The organism is Reyranella aquatilis (genome assembly GCF_020880995.1).
Taxonomy (GTDB): Bacteria; Pseudomonadota; Alphaproteobacteria; order Reyranellales; family Reyranellaceae; genus Reyranella; species Reyranella aquatilis.
This window is the reverse complement of the sequence record NZ_JAJISD010000003.1, coordinates 281,907-303,715: the sequence shown is the minus strand read 5'-3', so window position 1 is coordinate 303,715 and position 21,809 is coordinate 281,907. Positions and strand designations below refer to the sequence as shown.

The following is a 21,809-nucleotide window of genomic DNA, read 5'->3' as shown; positions in this document are numbered from 1 at the left end:
TCAGGCCTTCACATCCATGGCCGCGCGCAGGCCATCGCTCATCAGGTTGAAGCAGATCGAGGTGACGAAGATCATCACGCCCGGCAACGCCGCGAGCACCGGGTTGACGTAGATCGCCTGGCGCAGCGTGTTCAGCATCAGGCCCCATTCCGGCTCCGGCGGCTTGACGCCGAGACCGAGGAAGCTGAGGCCGGCAGCCAGGATGATCGCCACGCTGATCAGCGAGGTCGCATAGACGAGGATCGGTCCCAGCACGTTGCCCAGCACGTGGACCCGCACAATGGTGAAGGCCGAAGCGCCGCTGGCCTTGGCCGCATCGACGAAGTCGAAGCCGCGCACCTGGGTGGTGACGCTCTCCGAGACGCGGCAGATCGGCGGAATGAACACCAGGGTGAGCGACAGCAGCGTGTTCTCCGTGCCCGCGCCCATCGCGCCCGACAGCGAGATCGCCAGCAGCACCGAGGGGAACGCATAGAACACGTCCATGATGCGCATGATTGCCATGTTGGTCTTGCCACCGACGAAGCCCGCGAGGATGCCCAGGCTGCCGCCGATCAGCAGGGCACAGACGACCGGCGTCACGCCCATGAACAACGACAGGCGGCCGCCGTAGATCAGGCGGGCGAACATGTCGCGTCCCAGCTCGTCGGTGCCCAGCCAATGGTTGGGCGAGCCCAACGGATAGAGGCGGCGGATCATCGAGGTCTTGTAGGGATCGGCGAGATAGAGATAGGGCGCGGCGATGGAGGCCAGAACCAGCAGGATCAGGATGCCGGCGCAGATCAGCGTGACCGGGTCGCGCCGCAGCCGGCGGCCGACCGATTGCCAGTAGCCGCGACCGCCGGCCGTGGGTTTCGGCGTCACGAGGACGGCGCCGCCGATGTCGAGGGAGGGACTTTGCAGGGCCATGGGGTCAGCCTCGCTTGATGCGCGGATCGACCATCGTCTGGATGATGTCCACGGTCAGGTTGAGCAACATGAAGAAGCCGGCGAGCACGAGGGTCGTGCCCTGCAGGATCGGCAGGTCGCGGCGGAAGATGGCGCTGTTCAGCAGGAAGCCGGTGCCGGGCCAGGCGAACACCGTCTCGATCAGGATCGAGCCGCCGATCAGGTTGCCGGCCTGCAGGCCCATGACGGCCAGGCAGGTCGGCGCGGCGTTCTTCAGCACGTGGAGCAGGATGCGGCTGTCGCGCATGCCCTTGGCCTGCAGCGCCGTCACGAACTCCATGCTCAGCGTCTCCTTCACGGTGGAGCGCACCGTGCGGGTGACGACGCCGAGCGGAATGACCGAGAGGGCGATGGTTGGCAGGATCATGTGCGCGAGGTGGGCGCGGTCGAACTTCCAGCCGGTCGAGTTCTCCGGCCCGATGCCCATGGGCGGCAGCGCACCCAGTTCGACGGCGAAGATGATGACCAGCACGATCGCCAGCCAGAAATGCGGCACGCTGACGCCGATCAACGAGATCAGCGTCACCAGCCGGTCGACGATGCGCGACTTCGCATAGGCGGCGGCGGTGCCGAGGATCACCGCTAGGGTAAAGGCGAAGAGGGTGGCGGCAATCGCCAGGATGATGGTGTTGCCGAAGGCGCTGCCGACCTCGCTCGCCACCGAGCGGCCGGTGCCGATCGAGGTGCCGAGATCCCCGGTCAGCGTGACGCCGAGCCAGCGCAGGTATTGCACCGGCAGCGGCTTGTCGAAGCCGTAATACTCCTTGAGCTTGTCGACGACTTCCTTCGGCGCATCCGGCGGCACGATTGCCGAGATCGGATCGCCCGGCGCGAGATGCACCAGCGCGAAGACGAGCAGCGAAACGCCGAAGGCGACGGGGATGAGGTAGATCAGGCGGCGTAGGGCGTAGAGGAGCATTGCGTCCCGCCTCTCTTCGATGCGTGTTGCGCTACTTGATTTCGACCGGCGTCAGGTCCTGGAACCAGCTCTGCGCCTGCACGAAGCCCTTCACCTTGGGGCTCATGGCGCGCGGATTGAGATCGTGCGCGATCCACACCCAGTAAGCCTGGTCGACGATATAGCCGTGCACCTCGGACAGGGCCTTGGTCTGCTCGGCCTTGTCGAAGCTCGTATGCGCCTTGTTGATCATGGCATCGAGCTTCTCGTCCTTCAGGACGCCCCAGTTCGCGCCCACCGGCGGCACGAAGTTGCTGTTCATCAGGCGGGTGAAGGCCGAGTAGGGGTCGACCGTGGCGCGGCTGATGTTGACGCCGTTGACGCCGGCCTTCTTCGCCGCGTCGCCCGTGACCGGCTGGAAGGCGAAGGTGACCAGCGCGTTCCACTCCATCACCTCGAACGAGGCGTCGAAGCCGACCGCGTTGAGGTTCTCTTGCACGTATTCGTTCATCGGCAGCGGCAGCATCTGGCCCGAACCCGAGGTCGAAATCGCGATCTTGATCTTGGGCTTCTTGGTGGCGCTGTAGCCCGCCTCGGCCAGCAGCTTCTTGGCCGCGGCCGGATCGTACTTGATGTCGAAGGCGGGCGAGCCGAACCACGGATGGCCGGGATAGACATGGCCCTTCGATTCGATCATCAGGCCGCCCAGCAGCTTGTTGATGCCGGCGCGATCGATGGCGAGGTTGGCGGCCTTGCGCACGCGGATGTCGGTCCAGGGAGAGCCCTCGACCATGCTGGGCTGATAGGCCCAGTTGTGCGGATACTTGTTGGTGACAATCGTCATACCGCCCTGCTTGAGGCGCGGGATGGCGTCGGGCGCGGGCACCTCGATCCAGTCGACCTGACCGGCCAGTAGCGCCGCCGTGCGGGTCGCGGCTTCCGGCATCGGGAACAGGATCACCTTGTCGAGCTTCGGCACGCGCGCCTTGTCCCAGTACTCGGCGTTGCGCGAGAGTTCCATGCGCTCGCGCGGCACCACGCGGTCGACCTTGAACGGGCCGGTGCCGGACGGGTTCAGCGCGACCTTGTTCCAGTCCTTGCCCTGCTTCTCCCAGTTGGCCGGACTCGAATAGAAGACGTAGGACATGTCGTAGGGAAACAGGGAGTTCACGATGCGCGTCGTGAGTTCGACCGTGTACTTGTCGATCTTCCTGTAACCGACCAGCGTCGGGATGCGAGCGCGCACCTGCGCGAGCTGCTTGCTGTCGAACTGGGGCGACTTGTCGTTCAGGACCTTGTCGAGGTTCCAGATCACCGAGTCCGCATCGAAGTCGGACCCGTCGTGGAACTTCACGCCCTCGCGCAACTTGAAGATCCACTTGGTCGGCTCGCCTTCGACGGGGGCCCAGGAAAGCGCGAGGCCGGGACGGATGTCGGCGATCGTGTCGGCCTTCGACAGATCCCAGTTCACAAGCGCGTCATAAATCGTGTAGCCGGCGAAGCGAAAGCCCTCGAACCCCTGATCGGGCTGACCCGTGGTCAGCGGAATGTCCGCGGCTGTCATGCCGATGCGCAGAGTGCCTTGCGCGAAGGCAGGCAGTGCAGTCGCTGCGAGAACACCGAAGCCGGCGACGGCGACACGAAGGCGTTTGAACATTCATCGCTCCTGAGTTCGGCGATCCCGTCGAAAATCCCACCGGGAGACGCTCGCGCCCTCCACCATGCAAGGGCCAAGCCAACGCGATGCCGGTCGATGCGAATCACGCGGCATGTCGATTGCATCCTCACTTGGGCGGAGGATTTTCATGACATCGTCGATCAAGGCGCCAACGCTCGAGGAATTCCGGGCACGCGCCGCGCTGACCGGTCTCACCCTGACCGAGGAAGACATCGGGCATCTGCACAAGGGCTATGTCGGGCTGCTCGGCCTGATGGAGCGGATCCCACAGCGCTGGTCGTGGGCCGCCGAGCCGCCCCAGGTCTTCCGGGCGGACGAGTAGAGCCATCCCATGACCGATCTCACGACTGGCGATCTCACGACGCTGAGCATCGCCGAGGCCGGCCGCCTGATGGCACGCGGCGATCTCACCTCGACGGCGCTCACCCAGGCATTCCTGGCGCGCATCGAGACCGTCGATCCCGCCCTTTCCAGCTACGTCACCGTCACCGCCGACATCGCCCTCAACGCCGCGCGTCAGGCCGATATGGAAATGGGCGGCGGCCTGCGGCGGGGTCCGCTGCACGGCATCCCGGTCGGATTGAAGGACATCTACGAAACGGCCGGCGTGAAAACGACCGGTCATTCACATCTCAAGATCGACTACGTCCCCGCCATCGACGCAGAGACCGTGCGGCGCCTGAAGGCGGGCGGCGCCGTCATCCTGGGCAAGCTCGGCACGCACGAGTTCGCCAACGGCGCGATGACGCCGGACCAGCCGTTCCCGCCTGTGCGCAACCCGTGGAACACGGCCTATCAACCCGGCGGCTCCTCGAGCGGCTCGGGTGCGGCTGTCGCAGCCGCGCTCTGCATGGGCGCGATGGGTTCCGACACCGGCGGCTCGATCCGCAATCCTGCCGGCTTCTGCGCCATCGCCGGCATCAAGCCAACCTACGGGCTGGTGAGCCGCTGCGGGATCTTCCCGCTCTCGTTCAGCCTCGACACCGCCGGGCCGATGGCCTGGACCACCGAGGACTGCGCGCTGATGCTGGACGTCCTGGCCGGTCACGACCCCAACGACCAGGCCTCGGCGCGCGCACCGAAGGTCGACTATGGTGCGTCGGCGCAGCGCCCGATCAAGGGGATGCGCATCGCGCTGGCCCGCAGCTGGTACGAGGACTCCGGCGCCGCGCTCTCGCCGGACATGGCCAAGGCCATGGAGGACGCCGTTCGCGTCATGCGCGATCTCGGCGCCACGGTCGAGGATGTGACCCTCCCCGACATCCGCGACTATCACATCTGCGGCCGCGTCATCATCACGACGGAAGCGCACGCCATCCATCGCCGCGACGTGATCGAGCGACCGGAGAAGTTCGGCTACACGACGCGGCGGCGCTTCCAGCTCGGCGCCTTCCTGTCGGCCGAGCAGTACATCTCGGCGCTGCGTTTCCGCCGCAAGCTGCAGCAGGACACGCGCGAGGCGATGCGCGGCTACGACCTCGTGATGACGCCCAACCAGTGGGGTGGGCCGGAAATCTTCGAGGACCCGGCGCCGATCTTCCATTTCCTCGGCAAGCCCTCGCTCAGCATGCCGTTCAACGTCACCGGCCAGCCGGCCGCCTCCGTGTGCTGCGGCTTCGGCGCCGACGGATTGCCGCTCGCCTTCCAGCTCGCCGGCCGCGCCTTCGACGAAGCCAGCGTCTTCGCCGCCGGATCCGCCTACGAACGCGCCACGCCGTGGCGCTCGCACCGACCGACACTCTGACAGGAGACCTTCATGCGCCTGCCCCGTCGTTCCTTCATCGCCGCCGGCGCGCTGGCGGCCTTGCCGATTCCCGCCTTCGCCCAGGAAAAGGTGGTGCGCTTCGGCATCTCGATGGCCGACGTGCCGCTCACCACCGGCCAGCCCGATCGCGGCGCCGGTGCCTACAAGTTCACCGGCTACACGCTCTACGATCCGCTGGTCGCCTGGGAGATGGACATCTCCGACAAGCCCGGGAAGCTGATCCCTGGTCTTGCCACCGAATGGAAGGTCGACGATGCCGACAAGACGCTCTGGACCTTCAAGCTGCGCGACGGCGTGAAGTTCCACGATGGCTCGGCCTTCAACGCCGACGCCGTCATCTGGAACTTCGACAAGGTGTTCGACACCAAGTCCCCGCAGTTCGACCAGCGCCAGGCCTCGCAGGTCCGGCCGCGCCTGCCTTCGGTCGCGAGCTACCGGAAGGTCGACGACATGACGGTCGAAGTGAAGACGAAGGTCGTCGACGCGCTCTTTCCCTACCAGATGCTGTGGTTCCTGGTGTCGAGCCCGGCGCAGTTCGAAAAGCTCGGCAAGGACTGGAACAAGTTCGCGTCCGAGCCTTCGGGCACCGGCCCGTTCAAGCTCGCCCGGCTGGTGCCGCGCGAGCGCGCCGAGCTGGTCAGGAACGAGGCCTACTGGAATCCCAAGCGTCTTCCCAAGGCCGACCGCATGATCCTCGTGGTGGCGCCCGAGGGCGCGACGCGCACCGCGGCGCTGCTCTCGGGCCAGGTCGACCTGATCGAGACGCCCACGCCCGACACGGTCGACCGGCTCACCAAGGCCGGCATGAAGATCGTGCAGAACGTGACGCCGCACGTCTGGAACTATCACCCCTCGATGCTGCCCGGTTCGCCGTGGACCGACATCCGCCTGCGCAAGGCCGCCAACCTCGCCATCGACCGGAACGCCATCGTGCAGCTGCTGGGCGGCCTCGCGACGCCGGCCTTCGGCCAGGTCGACAAGTCGAGCCCGTGGTTCGGCAAACCGAGCTTCGAGATCAAATTCGCGCCCGACGAGGCGCGCACGCTGATGAGTGCCGCCGGCTTCAGCAAGGCCCAGCCGCTCAAGACCAAGTTCATCGTGGCCTCGGGCGGCAGCGGCCAGATGCTGTCACTGCCGATGAACGAGGCGATCCAGCAGATGTTCAAGGACGTCTACATCGACCTCGAGTTCAAGGTGGTCGAGCTGGAGGCGCTCTACACGGCGTGGCGCGCCGGCGCCAAGGCCGAGATGAACAAGGACGTCACCGCCAACAACGTCGCCTATGTCACGTCCGACCCGCTTTACGCCTTCACCCGCTTCTTCGCCTCCAACCAGGCCGCCCCGGTCGGCGTGAACTGGAGCAACTATGCCAGCCCCCAGGTCGACAAGCTGATCGACCAGGCGCTGGCGGAGTTCGATCCGTCCAAGCAGGACGCCATCATGGCCAAGGTGCACGAGAAGGTGGTCGATGACGCCGTGCTGATCTGGGTCGTACACGACACCAACCCGCACGCGCTGTCGCCCAAGATCAAGTCGTACATCCAGGCCCAGCACTGGTTCCAGGACCTGACGACGATCGGGGTCTGACAGTCCATCATATTCCTCTCCCCCGCTAGGGGAGAGGTTAGGTGAGGGGGTTACAGGTAGTGCCTCGCCCCCTCACCCGTCCTCTCCCCCTAGCGGGGGAGAGGTGGAAGAGACGAGGACGCGCTTCTCTAAATCAGCAGCCGAGCTTCTTCGCGAGGTCGATCATCGACGTACCCACCGCATTCCAGTCGCCCTCGGCCTTGAGGTCGCGGGTCTGGCCGGGGCCGTGCTCGCCGGGGCGCAGGACGAAGCCGGTCGACAGGCCGCACTTCTGCGCCGCCGCCAGGTCGTTGTTATGCGCGGCGACCAGCATCACCTGCTCGGGCTTCACGTACATGCTGTCGACCACGCCGAGATAGGCTTCGGGGTCGGGCTTGTAGTGACGGAACGTCTCGCCCGAGAAGCAGTGGTCCCAGGGGATGCCGCCGTTCTTGGCCATGTTGATCAGCAGCGCGACGTTGCCGTTGCTGAGTGTGGCCACGACGTACTTCTTCTTCATCATGCCGATGCCCTCGACCGAATCGGGCCAGGGGCGCAGCTTGTGCCAGAGATGCGTGAACTCCCACGCCCCTTCCTCGCCGGGATGCTTCAGGCCGCGCTTCGCGAGCAGCATCTCGAAGGCTTCCTTATGCAGGTCGTCGATGCGCGTCCATGGCAGCTCGCCCTTCCGCACACGGCCCATCTGCGGCTGGTAGAGGCCGCGCCAGTCGTCGGCGAAACTCGTCCAGTCGGTGTCGATGCCGTACTTCCTGCCGAGCGCGGGCAGATCCTGGATCAGGCTGCCGCGCCAGTCGACGACGGTGCCGAAGACATCGAAAATGCAGACCTTCAGATTGGCGGGGACCTTGGACATTGGGTAGCTTCCTCACATGGTTTGGAAGCACGATAGAGTGAGCGGCGCGGACGGCAAGCCAAGATGCGGCTGGGTCTCCGACGATCCGCTCTACCAGGAATACCACGACATGGAATGGGGACGTCCGCTGCGCGACGATCGCGCGCTGTTCGAACTCCTGACGTTGGAAGGCTGCCAGGCCGGCCTTTCCTGGATCACGGTGCTGCGCAAGCGCGAGCACTATCGCAAGGTCTATGACGGGTTCGATCCGGAGAAGATCGCGCGCTATCGCCCTGCGAAGCTGGAGAGGCTGCTGCTCGATCCCGGCATCATCCGCCACAAGGGCAAGATCGCCGCCAGCGTGACCAACGCGCAGGCCTATCTCGATCTCCCGAAGACCGACGGCTCGTTCTCGAAATTCCTCTGGAGCTTCGTCGACGGCAAGCCGAGGAAGAACCGGCCGAAGACCTTGAAGGACGTCCCGGCCCGCACGGCGGAGAGCGACGCAATGTCGAAGGCGCTGCAGAAGCGCGGCTTCAAGTTCGTCGGCTCCACCATCTGCTATGCCTTCATGCAGGCTTCCGGCATGGTCGACGACCATGTCGCAGGCTGCCATTGCGCCAAGGAGTGATCGTGACCAAGCGTGTGTTCATCGCGGCCCTCGGGACCGAGACCAATCAGTTCGTACCCTTCCCGACCGGCCTGCGCGGCTACCAGGAGCATGGCATCTGGCACGGCGACGCCACGAAGCACGAGCCCACCAACTTCACCGCTCCGGTCCATGTCTGGCGCAAGGAGACGGAAAAGCGTGGCTGGACCGTGATCGAGGGGCTCTCGACCTTCGCCGCCCCGTCGGGCACCACCGTGCGCAAGGTCTATGAGGATTTCCGCGACGAGATCCTGGCCGGCGTGAAGGCCGCCCTGCCGCTCGACGCCGTGCTGATCAACGTGCACGGCGCGATGGTGGCCGACGGTTACGACGACTGCGAGGGCGATCTCCTGTCGCACATCCGCGTCATCGTCGGGCCGAAGGTTGCAATCGGCGCCGAGTTCGACCTGCACTGTCACCTGAGCGCCCTGATGCTCGACAGCGCCGACGTGCTGGTCGGCTACAAGGAATATCCGCATACCGACACGATGGAGCGGGCGGCCGAACTGTTCGCCATCATCGCCGACACGGTCGAGGGCAAGGTGAAGCCGGTGATGGCGCGCTACGACTGCCGCATGATCGCGCAGTACCGCACCTCCGTGCCGCCGATCAGCGAGTTTGTGGTGCGCATGAAGAGCCTCGAGGGCAAGGACGGCATCCTGTCGGTGTCGCTGAGCCACGGCTTCTCCTTCGCCGACGTGGAGGACGTGGGCACGCGCACGCTCGTGGTGGCCGACGGCGACCTGAAGAAGGCCGAGGCGCTGGCCGAGCAGCTGGGCAAAGAGCTGTGGGACAACCGGGAGCGCTACGCCACCAAGTACCTCACCGTCGCCGAGGCGATGGACCGCGCCGCCTCGCACAACCAGGGCCCGCTGGTCCTGGCCGACCGCGCCGACAATCCGGGCTCGGGCGCGCCGGGCGATTCGACCTTCGTGCTGAAGGCGCTGGTCGAGCGCGAGATCGGCCCGGCGCTGTTCGGCGTGATGTGGGATCCGATGGCCTTCCAGATCGCCGAGGAGGCGGGCGAGGGCGCGCGCATCCGCATGCGGCTGGGCGGCAAGTCGGGCACGGTGAGCGGCGATCCGGTCGACCTCGACGTCACGGTGAAGAAGATCGCCCGCAACGTCTTCCAGCCCTACGGGCCGGTGATGTCGCCGCTGGGCGACATGGCTCTCTTGTCATCGGAGCATGTCGACATCGCGATCTGCACGCGCCGCAACCAGACCTTCCACGCCGACGCCTTCCGCGCCGTCGGCGCCGAACCGGCCGACTACCGCGTCGTCGTCGTGAAGTCGGCGCAGCATTTCTATAACGGCTTCGTCGGCGTCGCGAAGGAGATCCTCTACGTCGCCACCCCCGGCGCCGCCGACCCCGACGTCACCCGCTGGCCCTACACCAAGCGCAAGACGCCGTTCTGGCCGAAGGTCGCGGATCCCTGGAAGTGAGTCATCTCCTCCCCCGTCACACGGGGGAGGACACAGGAAGGGGCAGGCAACGAAAAGAATGCCTCGATTGAGCCCTTCCCCACGGTCGGCCCGAGACGACGACACCTCCCCCATGTAACGGGGGAGGAAAGAGATTAGAGCAGCGGTTCCAGTGCCTCCCGCGTCGTCTTGCCTTCGACGACGGGCACGACCTCGAACTCGACGACCTCCTGCCAGTCGGCGATCCAGCGCTGGAAGGTCGTGATGTCGTCGGTCTCCATCAGCTGGAAGCAGCGCCCGAGATCGGCGGTGACGTAGCTCGCGACGAACTTGAGGCCGTCGGGCAGGCCGCGCCCCTTCTGCAGCTTGCGATAGACGGCCTTGCCGTCCTGATTCTTGAGCTTCTCAACCACCATGAACAGCATCTCGGTCTCCTGTCGTGTCTGATGTAGTATCGTCGTACGACAGATAAGACAGGGACAATACAAATGAAGATCACCGTCGTCGGCGCCTCCGGGCGCATGGGCCAGATGCTGGTGCGCCAGATCGCACGGACGGAGGGCGTGACCCTGGCCGCCGCCAGCGAGAGGCCGGGCAGCAAAGCGCTGGGCAAGGATGCGGGCGAGGTGGCCGGAATCGAGCCGAACGGCGTGCTGATCGGCGACGACAGCGCAGCCGCCATCAGAGCCGCCCAGTGCGTGATCGACTTCACCGTGCCGGAAGCCACTGTGGCGCATGCCAAGGTCGCCAGCGAGAACGGTGTCGCCATGGTGATCGGTACCACCGGCCTCGATCCCGTCCAGACCAAGCTGATCCACGACGCGGCGACGAAGGTGCCGGTCATGTGGGCGGCCAACATGGCGCTGGGGGTCAACATCCTGCTGGCGCTGGTGGAGAAGACCGCGTCGATGCTCGACCCCAGCTACGACATCGAGGTGCTGGAGATGCACCATCGCCACAAGATCGACGCGCCCTCGGGCACCGCGCTGGCGCTCGGCCGCGCAGCGGCGGCCGGCCGCAAGGTCCAACTCGAGGACGTGTGGCGCAAGAGCCGCGACGGCCATACCGGCGCGCGGCCGACCGGCGAGATCGGCTTCGCCACCCTGCGCGGCGGTGAGGAGGTGGGCGTGCACACGGTCTACTTCGCGGCAGCCGGCGAACGGCTCGAACTCAACCACCGCTCCTTCAGCCGCGAGACATACGCGGCCGGCGCGGTGACGGCGGCCAAGTGGCTCGAGGGAAAGAAGCCGGGCCTCTACGGCATGAAGGACGTGCTGGGGCTTTAGGGACTCGGCTCGGCTCGTTGCCCTCTCCGCCCGCGCAGCGGGGGAGAGGGAGGGGACCCGCGTAGCGGGGAGGGTGAGGTGGGTCATGCGCTCCCTCGCCCATTGAACGATCACTTTGTATCAGCGACCACTTCACCTACCCGTTGCTTCGCAACGGGTCCCTTCCTCTCCCCCGCAAGCGGGGAAGCGGACAAAGAACATCGGTGACCCTACTCGTCCCAGGCGTGGTCGTAGCGGGGGCTTCGCATCGCGGCGATCGCGGCCTTCAGCTGCTCGGTGACGCGCAGGCGCTCCTCGGGGCCGAGGAAGCGGCCGATCACGACGCGGTTGCCGCGCGAGGTCAAGACCAGGCGCTCCTCGGTCGCCTCGACCTTCAGCCAGTAGGAATCGAGCCTCAGTTCCTCGCGCTCGCCGTCGGGGGCGATGCGGACCACGACGAGATCGCGGTCGGTGAGGGTCAGCGTCTCGGTGCGCCGTGCGTCGAAGTAGCTGCGCTGGAACAGCCACCACAGCAGGAAGATGTCGAGGCCCATGAAGCCGAAGACCGGCCAGGCGCCCATCACGAACAGCGGCAGGGCGATCACGACGTTGGCCGCCACCGCGCCCATCATCACGAAGCGGAAGCCCTCCGCGGACAGGCTGCGATGCGGCTTCAGCGAGGTGGCGAAATGAACCGCCGGAAGAGGCGAGTCGGTCATGCTATGAAGCTATATGGCCCTGATGAAGACAGCCGTCATCCCCGAGTTCTTTGCACGCCTCAAGAAGGCAATGCCGGAGCCCGAGACGGAGCTGGAATACGACAATGTCTACCAGCTCCTGGTGGCCGTCGTCCTCTCCGCGCAGGCCACCGATGTCGGGGTCAACCGCGCCACCGGACCGCTGTTCAAGTTCGTGAAGACACCGGCCCAGATGGTGGCGCTGGGCGAGGCCAAGCTGGTCGACCACATCAAGACCATCGGCCTGTTCCGCAACAAGGCCAAGAACGTGATCGCGCTCAGCCATCTCCTGCTGGACCGGCACGGCGGCGAGGTGCCGCGCACGCATGAGGAGCTGGAGGCGCTGCCGGGCGTCGGCCGCAAGACCGCCAACGTGGTGATGAACGTGGCCTATGGCGAGGCGACCATCGCCGTCGACACCCACATCTTCCGCGTCGGCAACCGCACCGGCCTGGCGCCGGGCAAGAACCCGCTGCAGGTCGAGCTGAAGCTGCTGAAGCGCGTGCCGGCGGAGTACAAGCTGCACGCCCATCACTGGCTGATCCTGCACGGTCGCTACACCTGCAAGGCGCGGACGCCCCTGTGTCCGGCCTGCGTCGTGAACGATCTCTGCACCTTCAAGGGGAAGACCGTCGAGGCCTAGGCCTGGGAGCTGCCTTCGGCTGCTTCCGGACGGGCGGCGAGGCGGTCGCCTTGGCGGACTTCACGGCCTCCGCCAGCGCCACGGCGAGACGTCCGCCGCGGCGGTCCTGGCGCTCCAGCAGCACGATGTTGCGGATGAGCTGTGGTTCGCCGAACGGCAGGCACGTGAGCTTCAGGCCGGCGAAGATCTCGTCCGACACCGCCAGCACGGCGACGCCCAGACCCTTCTCGACCATGCGCAGGATGATGTCCTGGCTGTCGAGCACCATCTCCTCGTGGACCTCGACCCGCATGCGCCGCAGCTCACGGTCGATCACGCGGCCGGCCCAGGCCTTGCTGTCGAAGCGGATGAACGGCAGCTCGGCCAGCAGGTCGCGGGCGCTGCGCCGTGCCTGGCCGGGCGGCGCGAACAGCCAGAAGCGGTCCCGGTAGAGCGGCGTCCAGACCAGTCCGGCCGGATAGGGCCGCACCGGCTCGGTGGTCAGCGCCGCGTCGAGTTCGCCGGCCGCGACCTTCTCGGCCATCTCCGCCGACAGGCCGACCGACACGGAGACCCGCACCCGCGGATGGGCGCGGTTCAACGCCACCAGCGCATCGGGCAGGACGCCCGCCAGCGCCGTCTGCACGGCGCCGACGCGCAGGCGCCCCGCCAGCGAGCGCTCGTCGCCCAGCGCCGCCGCGATGTCGTCGTACAGCGCCAGCACCTCGGCGGACCGCGCGACGACGATGCGGCCCGCCTCGGTCAGCACCGGCAGGCGCCGCGAGCGGTCGAACAGCGCCGCACCGAACTCCTCCTCCAGCGCCTTCACCTGCAGGCTCACGGCGGACTGTGTCAGACCGACCGCCTTGCCGGCGCCGGCGAAGGAGCCATGGCGGGCGATGGCCTGGAGCGTGCGGAGGGCGCGAAGCGACATGACTTCGATGATAATTACTCATCGATAGTTTGAGTATTCAGAATTTCTGCTCAGGATGCGCCGTAGCGTACAGAGAGGGTCATGAGCGCCGAAGTGATCCTCGCCCTTGTCCCGATCGTTCTGCTGATCCTGCTCGGCATGGGCCTGCGGCACCTCCGCTTCCTCGCCGAGGGCTTCTGGTCACAGGCGGAACGGCTCAGCTACTACGTGCTGGTGCCGTGCCTTTTCTTTCACAGTCTCGCCACGGCCAGGCTCGACGCCCTGCCGGCGCGCGCGCTCGTCACGACGCTCATTCTGTCGATCCTGGCCGTGGCCGCTCTGCTCGTCGCGCTGCGACCGATGCTGAGGGTCGATGGACCCACCTTCACCTCGATCTTCCAGGGCGGCATCCGCTTCAACAACTATGTCGGCGTCACTCTCGCCGCCGGTCTGTTCGGCAGCCAGGGGATCGCGCTGGCGGCCCTGTGCAGCGCCGCGATCGTGCCCACCGTCAACATTCTCTGCGTGCTGGTGTTCGCCCGCCACGGCTCGGCGCGGCTGAGCGGCCGCGGCATCGCCCGGCAACTGGTGACGAATCCGCTGGTGCTCGGGTCCTTCGCGGGCATCGGCTTCCAGTTCCTCGGCCTCGGCCTGCCGGCCGGGATCGAGCCGGCGCTGCGGGCGCTGGGGGCGGCGTCGCTGCCGCTCGGCCTGCTCTGCGTCGGAGCGGCCCTCGAGTTCGGGTCGGTGCGTGGATGGATGGCGCCGGTCGCGACCTCCTCGGCAATCAAGTTCCTGGCCCTGCCGGTGATGACGATGCTGGTCGCCTCGCTCATGGGCCTGACCGGGCCGGCCCTGGTCACGGCGCTTCTCTTCCAGGCCCTGCCGACCGCTTCCTCGGCCTACATCATGGCCCGCCAGCTCGGGGGAGACGCGCCGTTGATGGCGGGCATCACGGCCCTGCAGACCCTGTTCGCGCTGGTCGCCCTGCCGATCGCGGCGGCGGGAATCGGCGCTCTCGCCGCCTGACCCTTCAGGCGAGCGCCCGAAGACCGCGGCGCAGGCTGCGGCCGTCCGATACCGTCATCGCCATGTCGATATCGCCGTGTACCTGCTGCCAGATCGGAAGTGCCGCCTGCAGCACCCGGCGACCTGCTGCCGTCAGGATGAGCCGCCGCACGCGCCGGTCGGCGGGATCGACGGCGATCTCGACCCAGCCACGCTGTTCCAGCGGCTTCAGGTTGGCGGTGAGCGTCGTGCGGTCCATCACCAGCAGCGCCGCGATCGAACTCATCGACGGCGGATCGGGCCTGTTCAGCGAGGTGAGCAGCGAGAACTGGCCGCTGGTGAGACCAATCGGTGACAAGGCTTCGTCGAAGCGGCGTGCCAAGGCACGCGCCGCGCGCTGCGCGGCGAAGCACAGGCAGTGATCGTAGACGTGCAACGTCGTCTGGAAGGAGGCGTTCAGCTTCTTTGACATGATGTAATTACGTTGATATCAACCTTTCAGCTTTGGATCAACCATCAGGAGGAACTGATGACCTACGTGCAGGGATTCGTATTGCCGGTGCCCGCCGACAAGAAGGAAGCCTACCGGAAAGCCGCTGCCGCCTTCTCGCCCATCGCCCGGGAATTCGGCGCCACCCGACAGGTCGAGGCCTGGGGCGACGACGTGCCGGACGGCAAGCTGACCGACTTCAAGGGCGCCGTTAAGGCGAAACCCGACGAGGTCGTCGTCTTCTCGTGGATCGAGTATCCCAGCAAGGAAGTCGCCGAGGCGGCCCACCACAAGGTGATGAACGACCCGCGCATGCACGACATGGACATGCCCTTCGACGGCCAGCGCATGATCGTCGCCGGCTTCACGCCGATCCTCGACGAGGCCGGCAAGACGGGCACGACCGGCTATGTCGACGGTTTCGTCGCACCCGTGCCCGCCGGCAACAAGCAGGCCTATCTCGACATGGCGAAGAAGGCCGCCACGGTTTTCAGGGACTACGGCGCGTTGCGCGTCGTCGAGACCTGGGGCGACAGCGTGCCCGACGGCAAGGTCACCGACTACAAGGGCGCGGTGAAGGCCACGCCGGACGAGAAGATCGTCTATTCATGGGTCGAATGGCCCTCCAAGCAGGTGCGCGACGACGGCTGGAAGAAGATGATGGAAGACCAGCGCATGAAGGATCACCAGATGCCGTTCGACGGCAAGCGGATGATCTACGGCGGCTTCTCGCCCATCCTCGACATCTGAGGGCAGGCCCATGGCAACCGCCAAGAACACGATCTGCCTCTGGTTCGACAAGGACGCCGAGGAAGCCGCCCGCTTCTACGAGGCGACCTTTCCCGACAGCCGGGTCACGGCCGTCCACAGGGCGCCGAGCGATTATCCGTCCGGCAAGAAGGGCGACGTGCTGACGGTCCAGTTCACCGTCTTGGGCATCCCGTGCCTCGGCCTCAACGGCGGCCCGGCGTTCAAGCAGACCGAGGCCTTCTCGTTCCAGATCGCGACGGACGACCAGGCCGAGACCGACCGCTACTGGAACGCCATCGTCGGCAACGGCGGGCAGGAGAGCGCCTGCGGCTGGTGCAAGGACAGATGGGGCCTGTCGTGGCAGATCACGCCGCGCGCACTGACCGACGCAATGGCGGCCGGCGGCGACGAGGCGAAGCGCGCCTTCGAGGCGATGATGGACATGAAGAAGATCGACGTCGCCCGGATCGAAGCGGCACGTCGAGGGTGATCGCAGGCGGCGCGCCGCTACAGAGCGGAGGTTACTCCGCTCGCAGCGGCGCGCCTCCAGCCTATGCCGCGTCGGCCGTGATCGTGTCGCTGTCGTTGTCGACCACGACGGCGGTCTCGAAATAGCGGATCTCGGGCGGGGCGCCGTAGCGCTCGGCGATATAGGCCTGCCATTGCGGCGTGTAGACGGCCTCGGCGTCGGCTCGGCTCTTCCAGAGATAGACGCCGCCGCCGATCCGCTTCTCCGCATCGAACAGATAGTATTTGCGGACCAGGCCCTTCATGCCGCGGTACTTGGGCGCCGAACCCTTGAACAGTTCGGCGGCCTTCTTCGCATCGATGTCGGCCGGCAGCTTGAAATTCACGATGGCGGTGATCATGCGGTCCTCCCTCGAACGTCCTTGATCAGACGGTCGCGCGTTCCTCGCGCACCTTCCAGAGCAGGATGAACCCTACCACCAGGAAGAAAAGCACGCAGGCCATGCCGATGCGTGTGGACTGGGTCGCCGCCGTGACGACGCCGATGGCGAGCGGCGCCATCCAGGCGGTGGCGCGTCCCGACAGGGCAAACAGTCCGTAGAATTCGCCGGTCATGCCCGGGGGCGCGATGCGGCCGACCATGGTGCGGCTGGCCGCCTGCATCGGCCCCATGCAGAAGCCGAGGATGAGCGCGAAGCCCATCAGCACCTTCTCCTGCAGCGAGCCGAACAGGCCGCGCGTCGGGCTGATCGGGTCGGCCGGGACGACGAAGAAGACATGCGTGGCGGTGACACCGACGATGCCGAGGGTCGCGACGATCACGCCGGCGATGGCGAACTGGATGGTACGCTTGCTGCCGATCCAGTCGTCGAGCCGGCCGCCGAGGAAGGAGCCGGGGATCGCGAAGACGGTCAGGATGATGCCGAAGATGCCGAGCGTCACGGTGCTCCAGCCGAAGGTCGCGGCGGCATAGACACCGCCGAACGCGATGATCGCCGCGAGCCCGTCATTGTAGAGCATGAAGGCGATGAGATAGCGCAGCACGTTGCCGAAGCGGGGAAGCTGCCTCACGGTCGAAAGCAGCGAGCGGCCGCCCTCGCGCGCCGCCACCAGCAGGGGCTGGCGCCGCGCGCCCGCGGAATCGGGCGTGAACAGGAACATCGGCAGCACGAAGATCGCGATCCACAGCGCAGACGCCGGTCCCACGAGCCGCTCCAGCTCGCGGCTGGACACGTCGAGGCCGAACAGCGGCCGGTCTCCCGCGCCGAGGCCAAGCATCGAGGGCATCGACACAGCAAGAACGAGCAGCAGCGAGACGAGACCGCCGCAATAGCCCAGTCCCCAGCCGAAGCCGCTCAGGCGGCCCATGCGCTCGGGGCGCACGATGTTCGGGAGCTGCGCGTTGTTGAACACGATCGACATCTCCGCCCCGACCGTGGCGAGGATCACCGCCCAGCTGATCGGCAGGATGAGATCGGGCCGGTTGGGATAGGCGAACCACAGGCCGGCGCATCCCGCGACCAGCAGGAGCTGGAAAGCCAGGATGAAGGGCTTGCGGCGCCCGCCGGCATCGGCCATGGCGCCCAGGAACGGGCTCATCAACGCGATGAGCACGCCGGAGGCCGATTGCGTGAAGCCCCAGGCCGCCTGTCCCTGCACCGGATCGCCGACCAGCACGTTGGCGAAGTAGGGTGCGAAGATGAAAGTGGTGACGATGGTGAAGAAGGGCTGGTTGGCCCAGTCGAACAGCGCCCAGCTGAACTGGCCGAGCTTCGAGGCTTCACGGACGGGCGGCGCCACCGGGTGGGGGTCTGTCATGCCGGGCCACTATGCCCGAGAGCAGCCACTCTTCATAAGCCCCCTGGGCAAGGGTCCCTCGCTACGCTCTGGATGACACCGTTTTTGCATCGGCGCACGGCGTCCATCTCGACAAGATTGTCACCCCGAGCGCAGCGAGGGACCCTTACGCTTTGACCCGCCGCTGGAGCTGCCAGATTGCGTCGCGGTTGGTCGGCGAGAAGACCTTCTTCATTGCGTCCTGCCAGGGCAGCCAGAGCTGAGAGACATGTTCCGCCGGGTCGAGGGTCGCCACGGTCTGCTCCGGGACCTGGAAGCCGAAGACATGCTCGACATTGTGGGTGACATCCGGTGCGTAGCGTCCCCGCCACTGGGGCCAAATCTCGTAGCGGTTGGTCTGCCGCCAATCGGTGAGCGTTCCGACCGCCAGGCCGGTCTCCTCCCGCAACTAGCGGCGGGCGGTCGCCTCGAGATCGGGGTCGTCCGGCTCGCGCGAGCCGGTCACGGACTGCCACAGGCCCGTCCCGACGCGCTCCAGCACGAGCACGTCCAGCCGGGGCGTATGGATCACCACCAGCACCGATTCGGGGATCTTGAAGGCCATGGGCCAGCATAGCCCGGAACATTGACTCCGGGCCTCCCGCCGCTATGGTCCGGCGGCATTTTCGAGGGATTTTTCGATGAGCAAGCAGCTGCAGACCGCGATCGACGCGGCATGGGAAGCGCGTGACGGCATCAACAGCGCCACCAAGGGCGAGGTCCGCGACGCGGTCGAGACGGCGATCGCCGGCCTCGACGACGGCACCTACCGCACCGCCGAGAAGTTCGGCGACGAATGGGTCGTGAACCAGTGGCTGAAGAAGGCCGTGCTGCTCTCCTTCCGCCTCTACGATTCGGTCCCGATGGACGGCGGCGCCACGTTCCCCGGCCTGGGCGCCGCGCCCTGGTTCGACAAGGTGCCGCTCAAGACGACCGGCTGGGACGCCGCCCGCTTCGCCAAGGCGAACTATCGCTCGGTGCCCGGCTCGATCGTGCGCCGCGGCTCCTACATCGCACCGTCGGTCGTGCTGATGCCGTCGTTCGTCAACCTCGGCGCCTATGTCGACACCGGCACCATGGTCGACACCTGGGCCACGGTTGGCTCGTGCGCCCAGATCGGCAAGAACTGCCACCTCTCGGGCGGCGTGGGCATCGGCGGCGTGCTCGAGCCGCTGCAGGCCAACCCGGTGATCATCGAGGACAACTGCTTCATCGGCGCCCGCTCCGAGGTCGTCGAGGGCGTGATCGTCGGCACCGGCGCGGTGCTCTCGATGGGCGTGTTCATCAGCGCCACCACCAAGGTGGTCGACCGCGCCACCGGCCAGATCCACGTCGGCAAGGTGCCGCCCTACTCGGTGGTGGTGCCCGGCAACATCGGCGGCGGCCCGGACCGTCCCTCGACCTACTGCGCCGTGATCGTGAAGACCGTCGACGAGCGCACCCGCTCCAAGACCTCGATCAACGAGCTGCTGCGCGACTGAGACAGGCTCCGCGGTGGTTCGGAGAAAGCTAGAATCTCCCGACCAACGTGCCGACATCGCACTCCACGATGAAGTGGGGTGCTTGATCCATCTGTATCGGAATAGAGCCTAGCCACCGCCCAGCCCGAGTTCTCGATGGCACGAGATGGCCAGCGAGCCCTGTGGCCGGCGCGGCGGCTGGCCTGCCCTGTGGCCTTCGGCCACCATCGCGAGCACGTGCGGATTCCAAGCATAGCCACAATGAGCGGTATCGGGCCGCTCGAAGAGGCCGATGTGGGTGGCAGCGTTCGAGACCACGACGTTGAAGATGCGGAAGTGGCGGGCGTGGTCGCCGAGAAAAGCCGGCACCAGGCGGTAGCTTAGGAGATCGTTGGGATCGGAGAAAGCGACCGCCGTCAGCGGCGGCTGTCCGGTTGCGAGCCGCTCCCGCATCCTTGCCAGCAGCGCAAAGGAGCGCGCGACGCTCGCCCCGACGAGAGACGGCGAGGGGGCAAGCACCTTCGTGGAACCGTCCGGCGGATCGGCCGAATCGAGCAGGGGTACCTGGTTGGACAGGAGATAGATCATCCTCGTCGCGGCCATGGCGTTCGCCAACCGGTCGGTGGCCGCATCGTCGCGCCGGCCCTCGACTGCCTCACCGATGTTCAGAATGGCATCGAAGATCATCTTGGTGCCCAGGCTCTCGACCACCAGCGCAAGACTGCCGGGTGGCCGGCCGCCTGCGAGATCGCACTCGCCATCCGCAATCCGGCCACCCAGCGCCTCGCACACGGCTTCGACCATGGCGGAGCGGATTGGATTGCCGTTGGGCCCCGCGTAAGTCACGACATCGACCAGGCAATCGTTGACCAGACCGCTCTTCAGTTCGCGGTTCAGGGTGGCGCGCCGATAAGGAAAGTCGCCGCCGAAGCTGACGGACCGATCGTACTCGAGTGCCCTTTTGAGAGGCGCCGTCACCGGCGACCAGCTCAGGAACACGATCTCGAGCGCGTTCGCGCCGACCGAGATCCGTTCCGTGCGCAGCGACGCGCCGTGCCGGCCGATCTGGCGCACCGCCCCCGACTGGTGACTGCCGCCCACGGCAGCGGCCAGCTTCTTTGCCCGCTCGTCGACCCAGCTCGGCGGGTGGGTGCACATGCCGTGGGTCCACAGCACGCGCACCGGGGCGCCGGGTGCGGCCGCCGCAACCAAATCGAGCAGGCCCGGGAAGGAATCCGGGCCGCCATCCGCCGGCTTCTCGACGATCGGCGTCGCGTAGGGCAGCTCGTTGAGCCTGGGATACAGAACCGCGCCGACGGCAACCGCCGCCGCGAGCGCCACTCCCAGAGCCAGCCAGACGCGTCGCTTCATGGATTTCCCTCAGGCAAGGTGCCGCTTCCACTCAGGTTGGGCCCTGAGATGCGCGCCTTCCTTGGCGAGGATCTTCGAGGTGCGTTCGGGCGCGAAGCCCAGCTCGACGAAGGCCGGCCCGACATTGGCCACCTCGCGGTAGTCGAGGATCAGCCCGTCGCGGAGCTGCATCATCGAGCAGCCCTCGAAGCCGACGCGCTTGCCCTCGGCGCCGGGCAGCTTCGAGAGGTAGCTGAAAGTGTAGTAGGCGTAGAGCATTTTTCCGTCGCTGACCGGCCGGTGCATGTCCCAGCGGAACTCGTGCGCGGTGCGGTGGAACCAGTCGTCGATCATCTCGGCGATCTTCTCGCGGCCCTTGAAGTCGCCGTAGAACACGTCGTGATAGACCGCGTCTTCGGTGAACAGGCTAGCGAACCCCTTGCCGTCGCGGCGCTCCACCGCCGAGCAGAAGGCCTTGAGAAGCGCTGACGTTTCCATGCTTATTCCTCCCGTGCCGCCACAATCATGACTAGACTGGGCGCCGCGGCAAAGGAGAACTGGCATGAGCTCATGGATCTTCCTCGGCATCGTCGTCGCCATCGGCCTGTGGCTGATCGCCGTCTACAACGGCCTCGTCGGCGGCCGCAACCAGGCGCAGACGGCGTGGAGCCAGATCGACGTGCAGCTGAAGCGGCGGCACGATCTCATTCCCAACCTGGTCCAGGTCGTGAAGGACGCCATGGCCTACGAGCAGGAGACGCTCACCAAGGTGATCCAGGCGCGCAACAACGCGGTGGCGGCGGCCGGGAACCCGGCGCAATCGGGCCCGGCGGAGGCGGCGCTGAGTCAGGCGACGCACGGTCTGCTGGCTTTGATGGAGAACTACCCGCAGCTCAAGGCCAACGACAACGTCATGCAGCTCCAGGAGGAACTTACGGCGACCGAGAACAAGATCGCCTTCGCGCGCCAGTTCTACAACGACTCGGTGAACACCTATAACACCCGCCGCCAGAGCTTCCCCGCGGTGCTGGCCGCGGCGTCGCTGGGCTTCGGTCCGATGGACCTGTTCAACATGCCCGAGGGCGAGCGCGAAGTGCCGAAGGTCGCGCTGCGCTGACGGGTAGCGGCG

The 21,809-nt window shown here is 66.6% G+C and carries 26 protein-coding genes; 12 read left to right on the top strand and 14 right to left on the bottom strand.

Annotated features, from left to right (window positions below; translation table 11 throughout):
• From LJ725_RS09640 to LJ725_RS09630, 3 genes are read right to left on the bottom strand one after another with little or no spacing between them, the layout of a single operon-like run.
• Positions 1-909: an ABC transporter permease gene (locus tag LJ725_RS09640; RefSeq protein ID WP_230550441.1), complete on the bottom strand. Its 909-nt coding sequence runs from the start codon at positions 907-909 to the stop codon at positions 1-3.
• A 4-nt stretch (positions 910-913) separates the two neighbouring features.
• Positions 914-1,867: an ABC transporter permease gene (locus LJ725_RS09635; RefSeq protein WP_230550440.1), complete on the bottom strand. Its 954-nt coding sequence runs from the start codon at positions 1,865-1,867 to the stop codon at positions 914-916.
• Positions 1,868-1,898: 31 nt separating this feature from the next.
• Positions 1,899-3,503: an ABC transporter substrate-binding protein gene (locus LJ725_RS09630; protein ID WP_230550439.1), complete on the bottom strand. Its 1,605-nt coding sequence runs from the start codon at positions 3,501-3,503 to the stop codon at positions 1,899-1,901.
• A 148-nt stretch (positions 3,504-3,651) separates the two neighbouring features.
• Here LJ725_RS09630 and LJ725_RS09625 point away from each other — a divergent pair, with 148 nt between their 5' ends.
• The 3 genes from LJ725_RS09625 to LJ725_RS09615 are packed head-to-tail and all read left to right on the top strand — an operon-like array spanning position 3,652 to position 6,876.
• Entirely contained in the window at positions 3,652-3,846 is a 195-nt protein-coding gene (locus tag LJ725_RS09625; RefSeq protein ID WP_230550438.1) for a hypothetical protein, read from the top strand.
• Positions 3,847-3,855: 9 nt separating this feature from the next.
• Positions 3,856-5,268, top strand: coding sequence for an amidase (locus tag LJ725_RS09620; RefSeq protein WP_230550437.1), 1,413 nt, complete (start codon positions 3,856-3,858; stop codon positions 5,266-5,268).
• A gap of 12 nt (positions 5,269-5,280) precedes the next feature.
• Positions 5,281-6,876, top strand: coding sequence for an ABC transporter substrate-binding protein (locus LJ725_RS09615; protein ID WP_230550436.1), 1,596 nt, complete (start codon positions 5,281-5,283; stop codon positions 6,874-6,876).
• A gap of 133 nt (positions 6,877-7,009) precedes the next feature.
• On the opposite strand, the gene LJ725_RS09610 is transcribed toward LJ725_RS09615, so the two are convergent.
• Positions 7,010-7,729 carry a haloacid dehalogenase type II gene (locus LJ725_RS09610; protein ID WP_230550435.1) on the bottom strand — a complete coding sequence of 240 codons (720 nt, stop codon included), beginning with the start codon at positions 7,727-7,729 and terminating at the stop codon, positions 7,010-7,012.
• A 16-nt stretch (positions 7,730-7,745) separates the two neighbouring features.
• Between LJ725_RS09610 and LJ725_RS09605 the strand changes: the two genes are divergently transcribed.
• Positions 7,746-8,339, top strand: a complete 594-nt coding sequence (locus LJ725_RS09605; RefSeq protein WP_230550434.1) for a DNA-3-methyladenine glycosylase I — start codon at positions 7,746-7,748, stop codon at positions 8,337-8,339.
• A 2-nt stretch (positions 8,340-8,341) separates the two neighbouring features.
• A complete protein-coding gene (locus LJ725_RS09600) occupies positions 8,342-9,802 on the top strand; it encodes a M81 family metallopeptidase (protein ID WP_230550433.1) in 1,461 nt (486 codons plus the stop codon).
• A 134-nt stretch (positions 9,803-9,936) separates the two neighbouring features.
• On the opposite strand, the gene LJ725_RS09595 is transcribed toward LJ725_RS09600, so the two are convergent.
• Positions 9,937-10,206: a DUF3303 domain-containing protein gene (locus LJ725_RS09595; RefSeq protein ID WP_230550432.1), complete on the bottom strand. Its 270-nt coding sequence runs from the start codon at positions 10,204-10,206 to the stop codon at positions 9,937-9,939.
• 63 nt (positions 10,207-10,269) lie between these two features.
• Here LJ725_RS09595 and dapB point away from each other — a divergent pair, with 63 nt between their 5' ends.
• Positions 10,270-11,067, top strand: a complete 798-nt coding sequence (gene dapB, locus LJ725_RS09590; protein WP_230550431.1) for a 4-hydroxy-tetrahydrodipicolinate reductase — start codon at positions 10,270-10,272, stop codon at positions 11,065-11,067.
• 209 nt (positions 11,068-11,276) lie between these two features.
• On the opposite strand, the gene LJ725_RS09585 is transcribed toward dapB, so the two are convergent.
• Positions 11,277-11,765, bottom strand: coding sequence for a DUF2244 domain-containing protein (locus LJ725_RS09585; RefSeq protein ID WP_230550430.1), 489 nt, complete (start codon positions 11,763-11,765; stop codon positions 11,277-11,279).
• A gap of 22 nt (positions 11,766-11,787) precedes the next feature.
• Between LJ725_RS09585 and nth the strand changes: the two genes are divergently transcribed.
• Positions 11,788-12,426: an endonuclease III gene (nth, locus tag LJ725_RS09580; RefSeq protein WP_230550429.1), complete on the top strand. Its 639-nt coding sequence runs from the start codon at positions 11,788-11,790 to the stop codon at positions 12,424-12,426.
• On the opposite strand, the gene LJ725_RS09575 is transcribed toward nth, so the two are convergent.
• Positions 12,401-13,339 (bottom strand): LysR family transcriptional regulator, encoded by a 939-nt coding sequence (locus LJ725_RS09575; protein ID WP_230550428.1) that lies wholly within the window; start codon positions 13,337-13,339, stop codon positions 12,401-12,403. The two genes, nth and LJ725_RS09575, sit on opposite strands and share 26 nt — an antisense overlap.
• An 81-nt stretch (positions 13,340-13,420) precedes the next feature.
• On the opposite strand from LJ725_RS09575, the gene LJ725_RS09570 reads away from it, so the two are divergent.
• Positions 13,421-14,347 (top strand): AEC family transporter, encoded by a 927-nt coding sequence (locus LJ725_RS09570; protein ID WP_230550427.1) that lies wholly within the window; start codon positions 13,421-13,423, stop codon positions 14,345-14,347.
• Positions 14,348-14,351: 4 nt separating this feature from the next.
• Here LJ725_RS09570 and LJ725_RS09565 read toward each other — a convergent pair whose 3' ends face one another.
• Positions 14,352-14,798, bottom strand: coding sequence for a MarR family winged helix-turn-helix transcriptional regulator (locus tag LJ725_RS09565; protein WP_230550426.1), 447 nt, complete (start codon positions 14,796-14,798; stop codon positions 14,352-14,354).
• A gap of 57 nt (positions 14,799-14,855) precedes the next feature.
• Between LJ725_RS09565 and LJ725_RS29375 the strand changes: the two genes are divergently transcribed.
• Positions 14,856-15,566 (top strand): DUF1428 domain-containing protein, encoded by a 711-nt coding sequence (locus LJ725_RS29375; RefSeq protein WP_230550425.1) that lies wholly within the window; start codon positions 14,856-14,858, stop codon positions 15,564-15,566.
• 10 nt (positions 15,567-15,576) lie between these two features.
• Positions 15,577-16,056 (top strand): VOC family protein, encoded by a 480-nt coding sequence (locus tag LJ725_RS09555; protein ID WP_230550424.1) that lies wholly within the window; start codon positions 15,577-15,579, stop codon positions 16,054-16,056.
• A gap of 61 nt (positions 16,057-16,117) precedes the next feature.
• Here the strand turns inward: LJ725_RS09555 and LJ725_RS09550 are convergent, their stop codons facing one another.
• The 4 genes from LJ725_RS09550 to LJ725_RS09535 form a co-directional block, all read right to left on the bottom strand.
• The gene (locus LJ725_RS09550; RefSeq protein ID WP_230550423.1) at positions 16,118-16,435 is read right to left on the bottom strand and encodes a YdhR family protein; all 318 of its coding nucleotides are present in this window, start codon (positions 16,433-16,435) and stop codon (positions 16,118-16,120) included.
• 25 nt (positions 16,436-16,460) lie between these two features.
• A complete protein-coding gene (locus tag LJ725_RS09545) occupies positions 16,461-17,852 on the bottom strand; it encodes an MFS transporter (protein ID WP_230550422.1) in 1,392 nt (463 codons plus the stop codon).
• A gap of 145 nt (positions 17,853-17,997) precedes the next feature.
• Positions 17,998-18,279, bottom strand: a complete 282-nt coding sequence (gene nudB / locus LJ725_RS09540) for a dihydroneopterin triphosphate diphosphatase (RefSeq protein WP_230550421.1) — start codon at positions 18,277-18,279, stop codon at positions 17,998-18,000.
• Positions 18,280-18,435 (bottom strand): NUDIX domain-containing protein, encoded by a 156-nt coding sequence (locus tag LJ725_RS09535; protein WP_230550420.1) that lies wholly within the window; start codon positions 18,433-18,435, stop codon positions 18,280-18,282.
• Between the two features lie 76 nt (positions 18,436-18,511).
• Here LJ725_RS09535 and dapD point away from each other — a divergent pair, with 76 nt between their 5' ends.
• Positions 18,512-19,351 carry a 2,3,4,5-tetrahydropyridine-2,6-dicarboxylate N-succinyltransferase gene (gene dapD, locus LJ725_RS09530; RefSeq protein WP_230550419.1) on the top strand — a complete coding sequence of 280 codons (840 nt, stop codon included), beginning with the start codon at positions 18,512-18,514 and terminating at the stop codon, positions 19,349-19,351.
• Positions 19,352-19,459: 108 nt separating this feature from the next.
• On the opposite strand, the gene LJ725_RS09525 is transcribed toward dapD, so the two are convergent.
• Together LJ725_RS09525 and LJ725_RS09520 are read right to left on the bottom strand one after the other, a co-directional pair.
• A complete protein-coding gene (locus LJ725_RS09525; protein WP_230550418.1) occupies positions 19,460-20,701 on the bottom strand; it encodes a hypothetical protein in 1,242 nt (413 codons plus the stop codon).
• Between the two features lie 9 nt (positions 20,702-20,710).
• The gene (locus LJ725_RS09520; protein ID WP_230550417.1) at positions 20,711-21,178 is read right to left on the bottom strand and encodes a nuclear transport factor 2 family protein; all 468 of its coding nucleotides are present in this window, start codon (positions 21,176-21,178) and stop codon (positions 20,711-20,713) included.
• 64 nt (positions 21,179-21,242) lie between these two features.
• Here LJ725_RS09520 and LJ725_RS09515 point away from each other — a divergent pair, with 64 nt between their 5' ends.
• On the top strand, positions 21,243-21,797 hold the full coding sequence (locus LJ725_RS09515) for a LemA family protein (protein ID WP_230550416.1): 555 nt from the start codon (positions 21,243-21,245) through the stop codon (positions 21,795-21,797).
• Positions 21,798-21,809 lie beyond the last annotated feature (12 nt).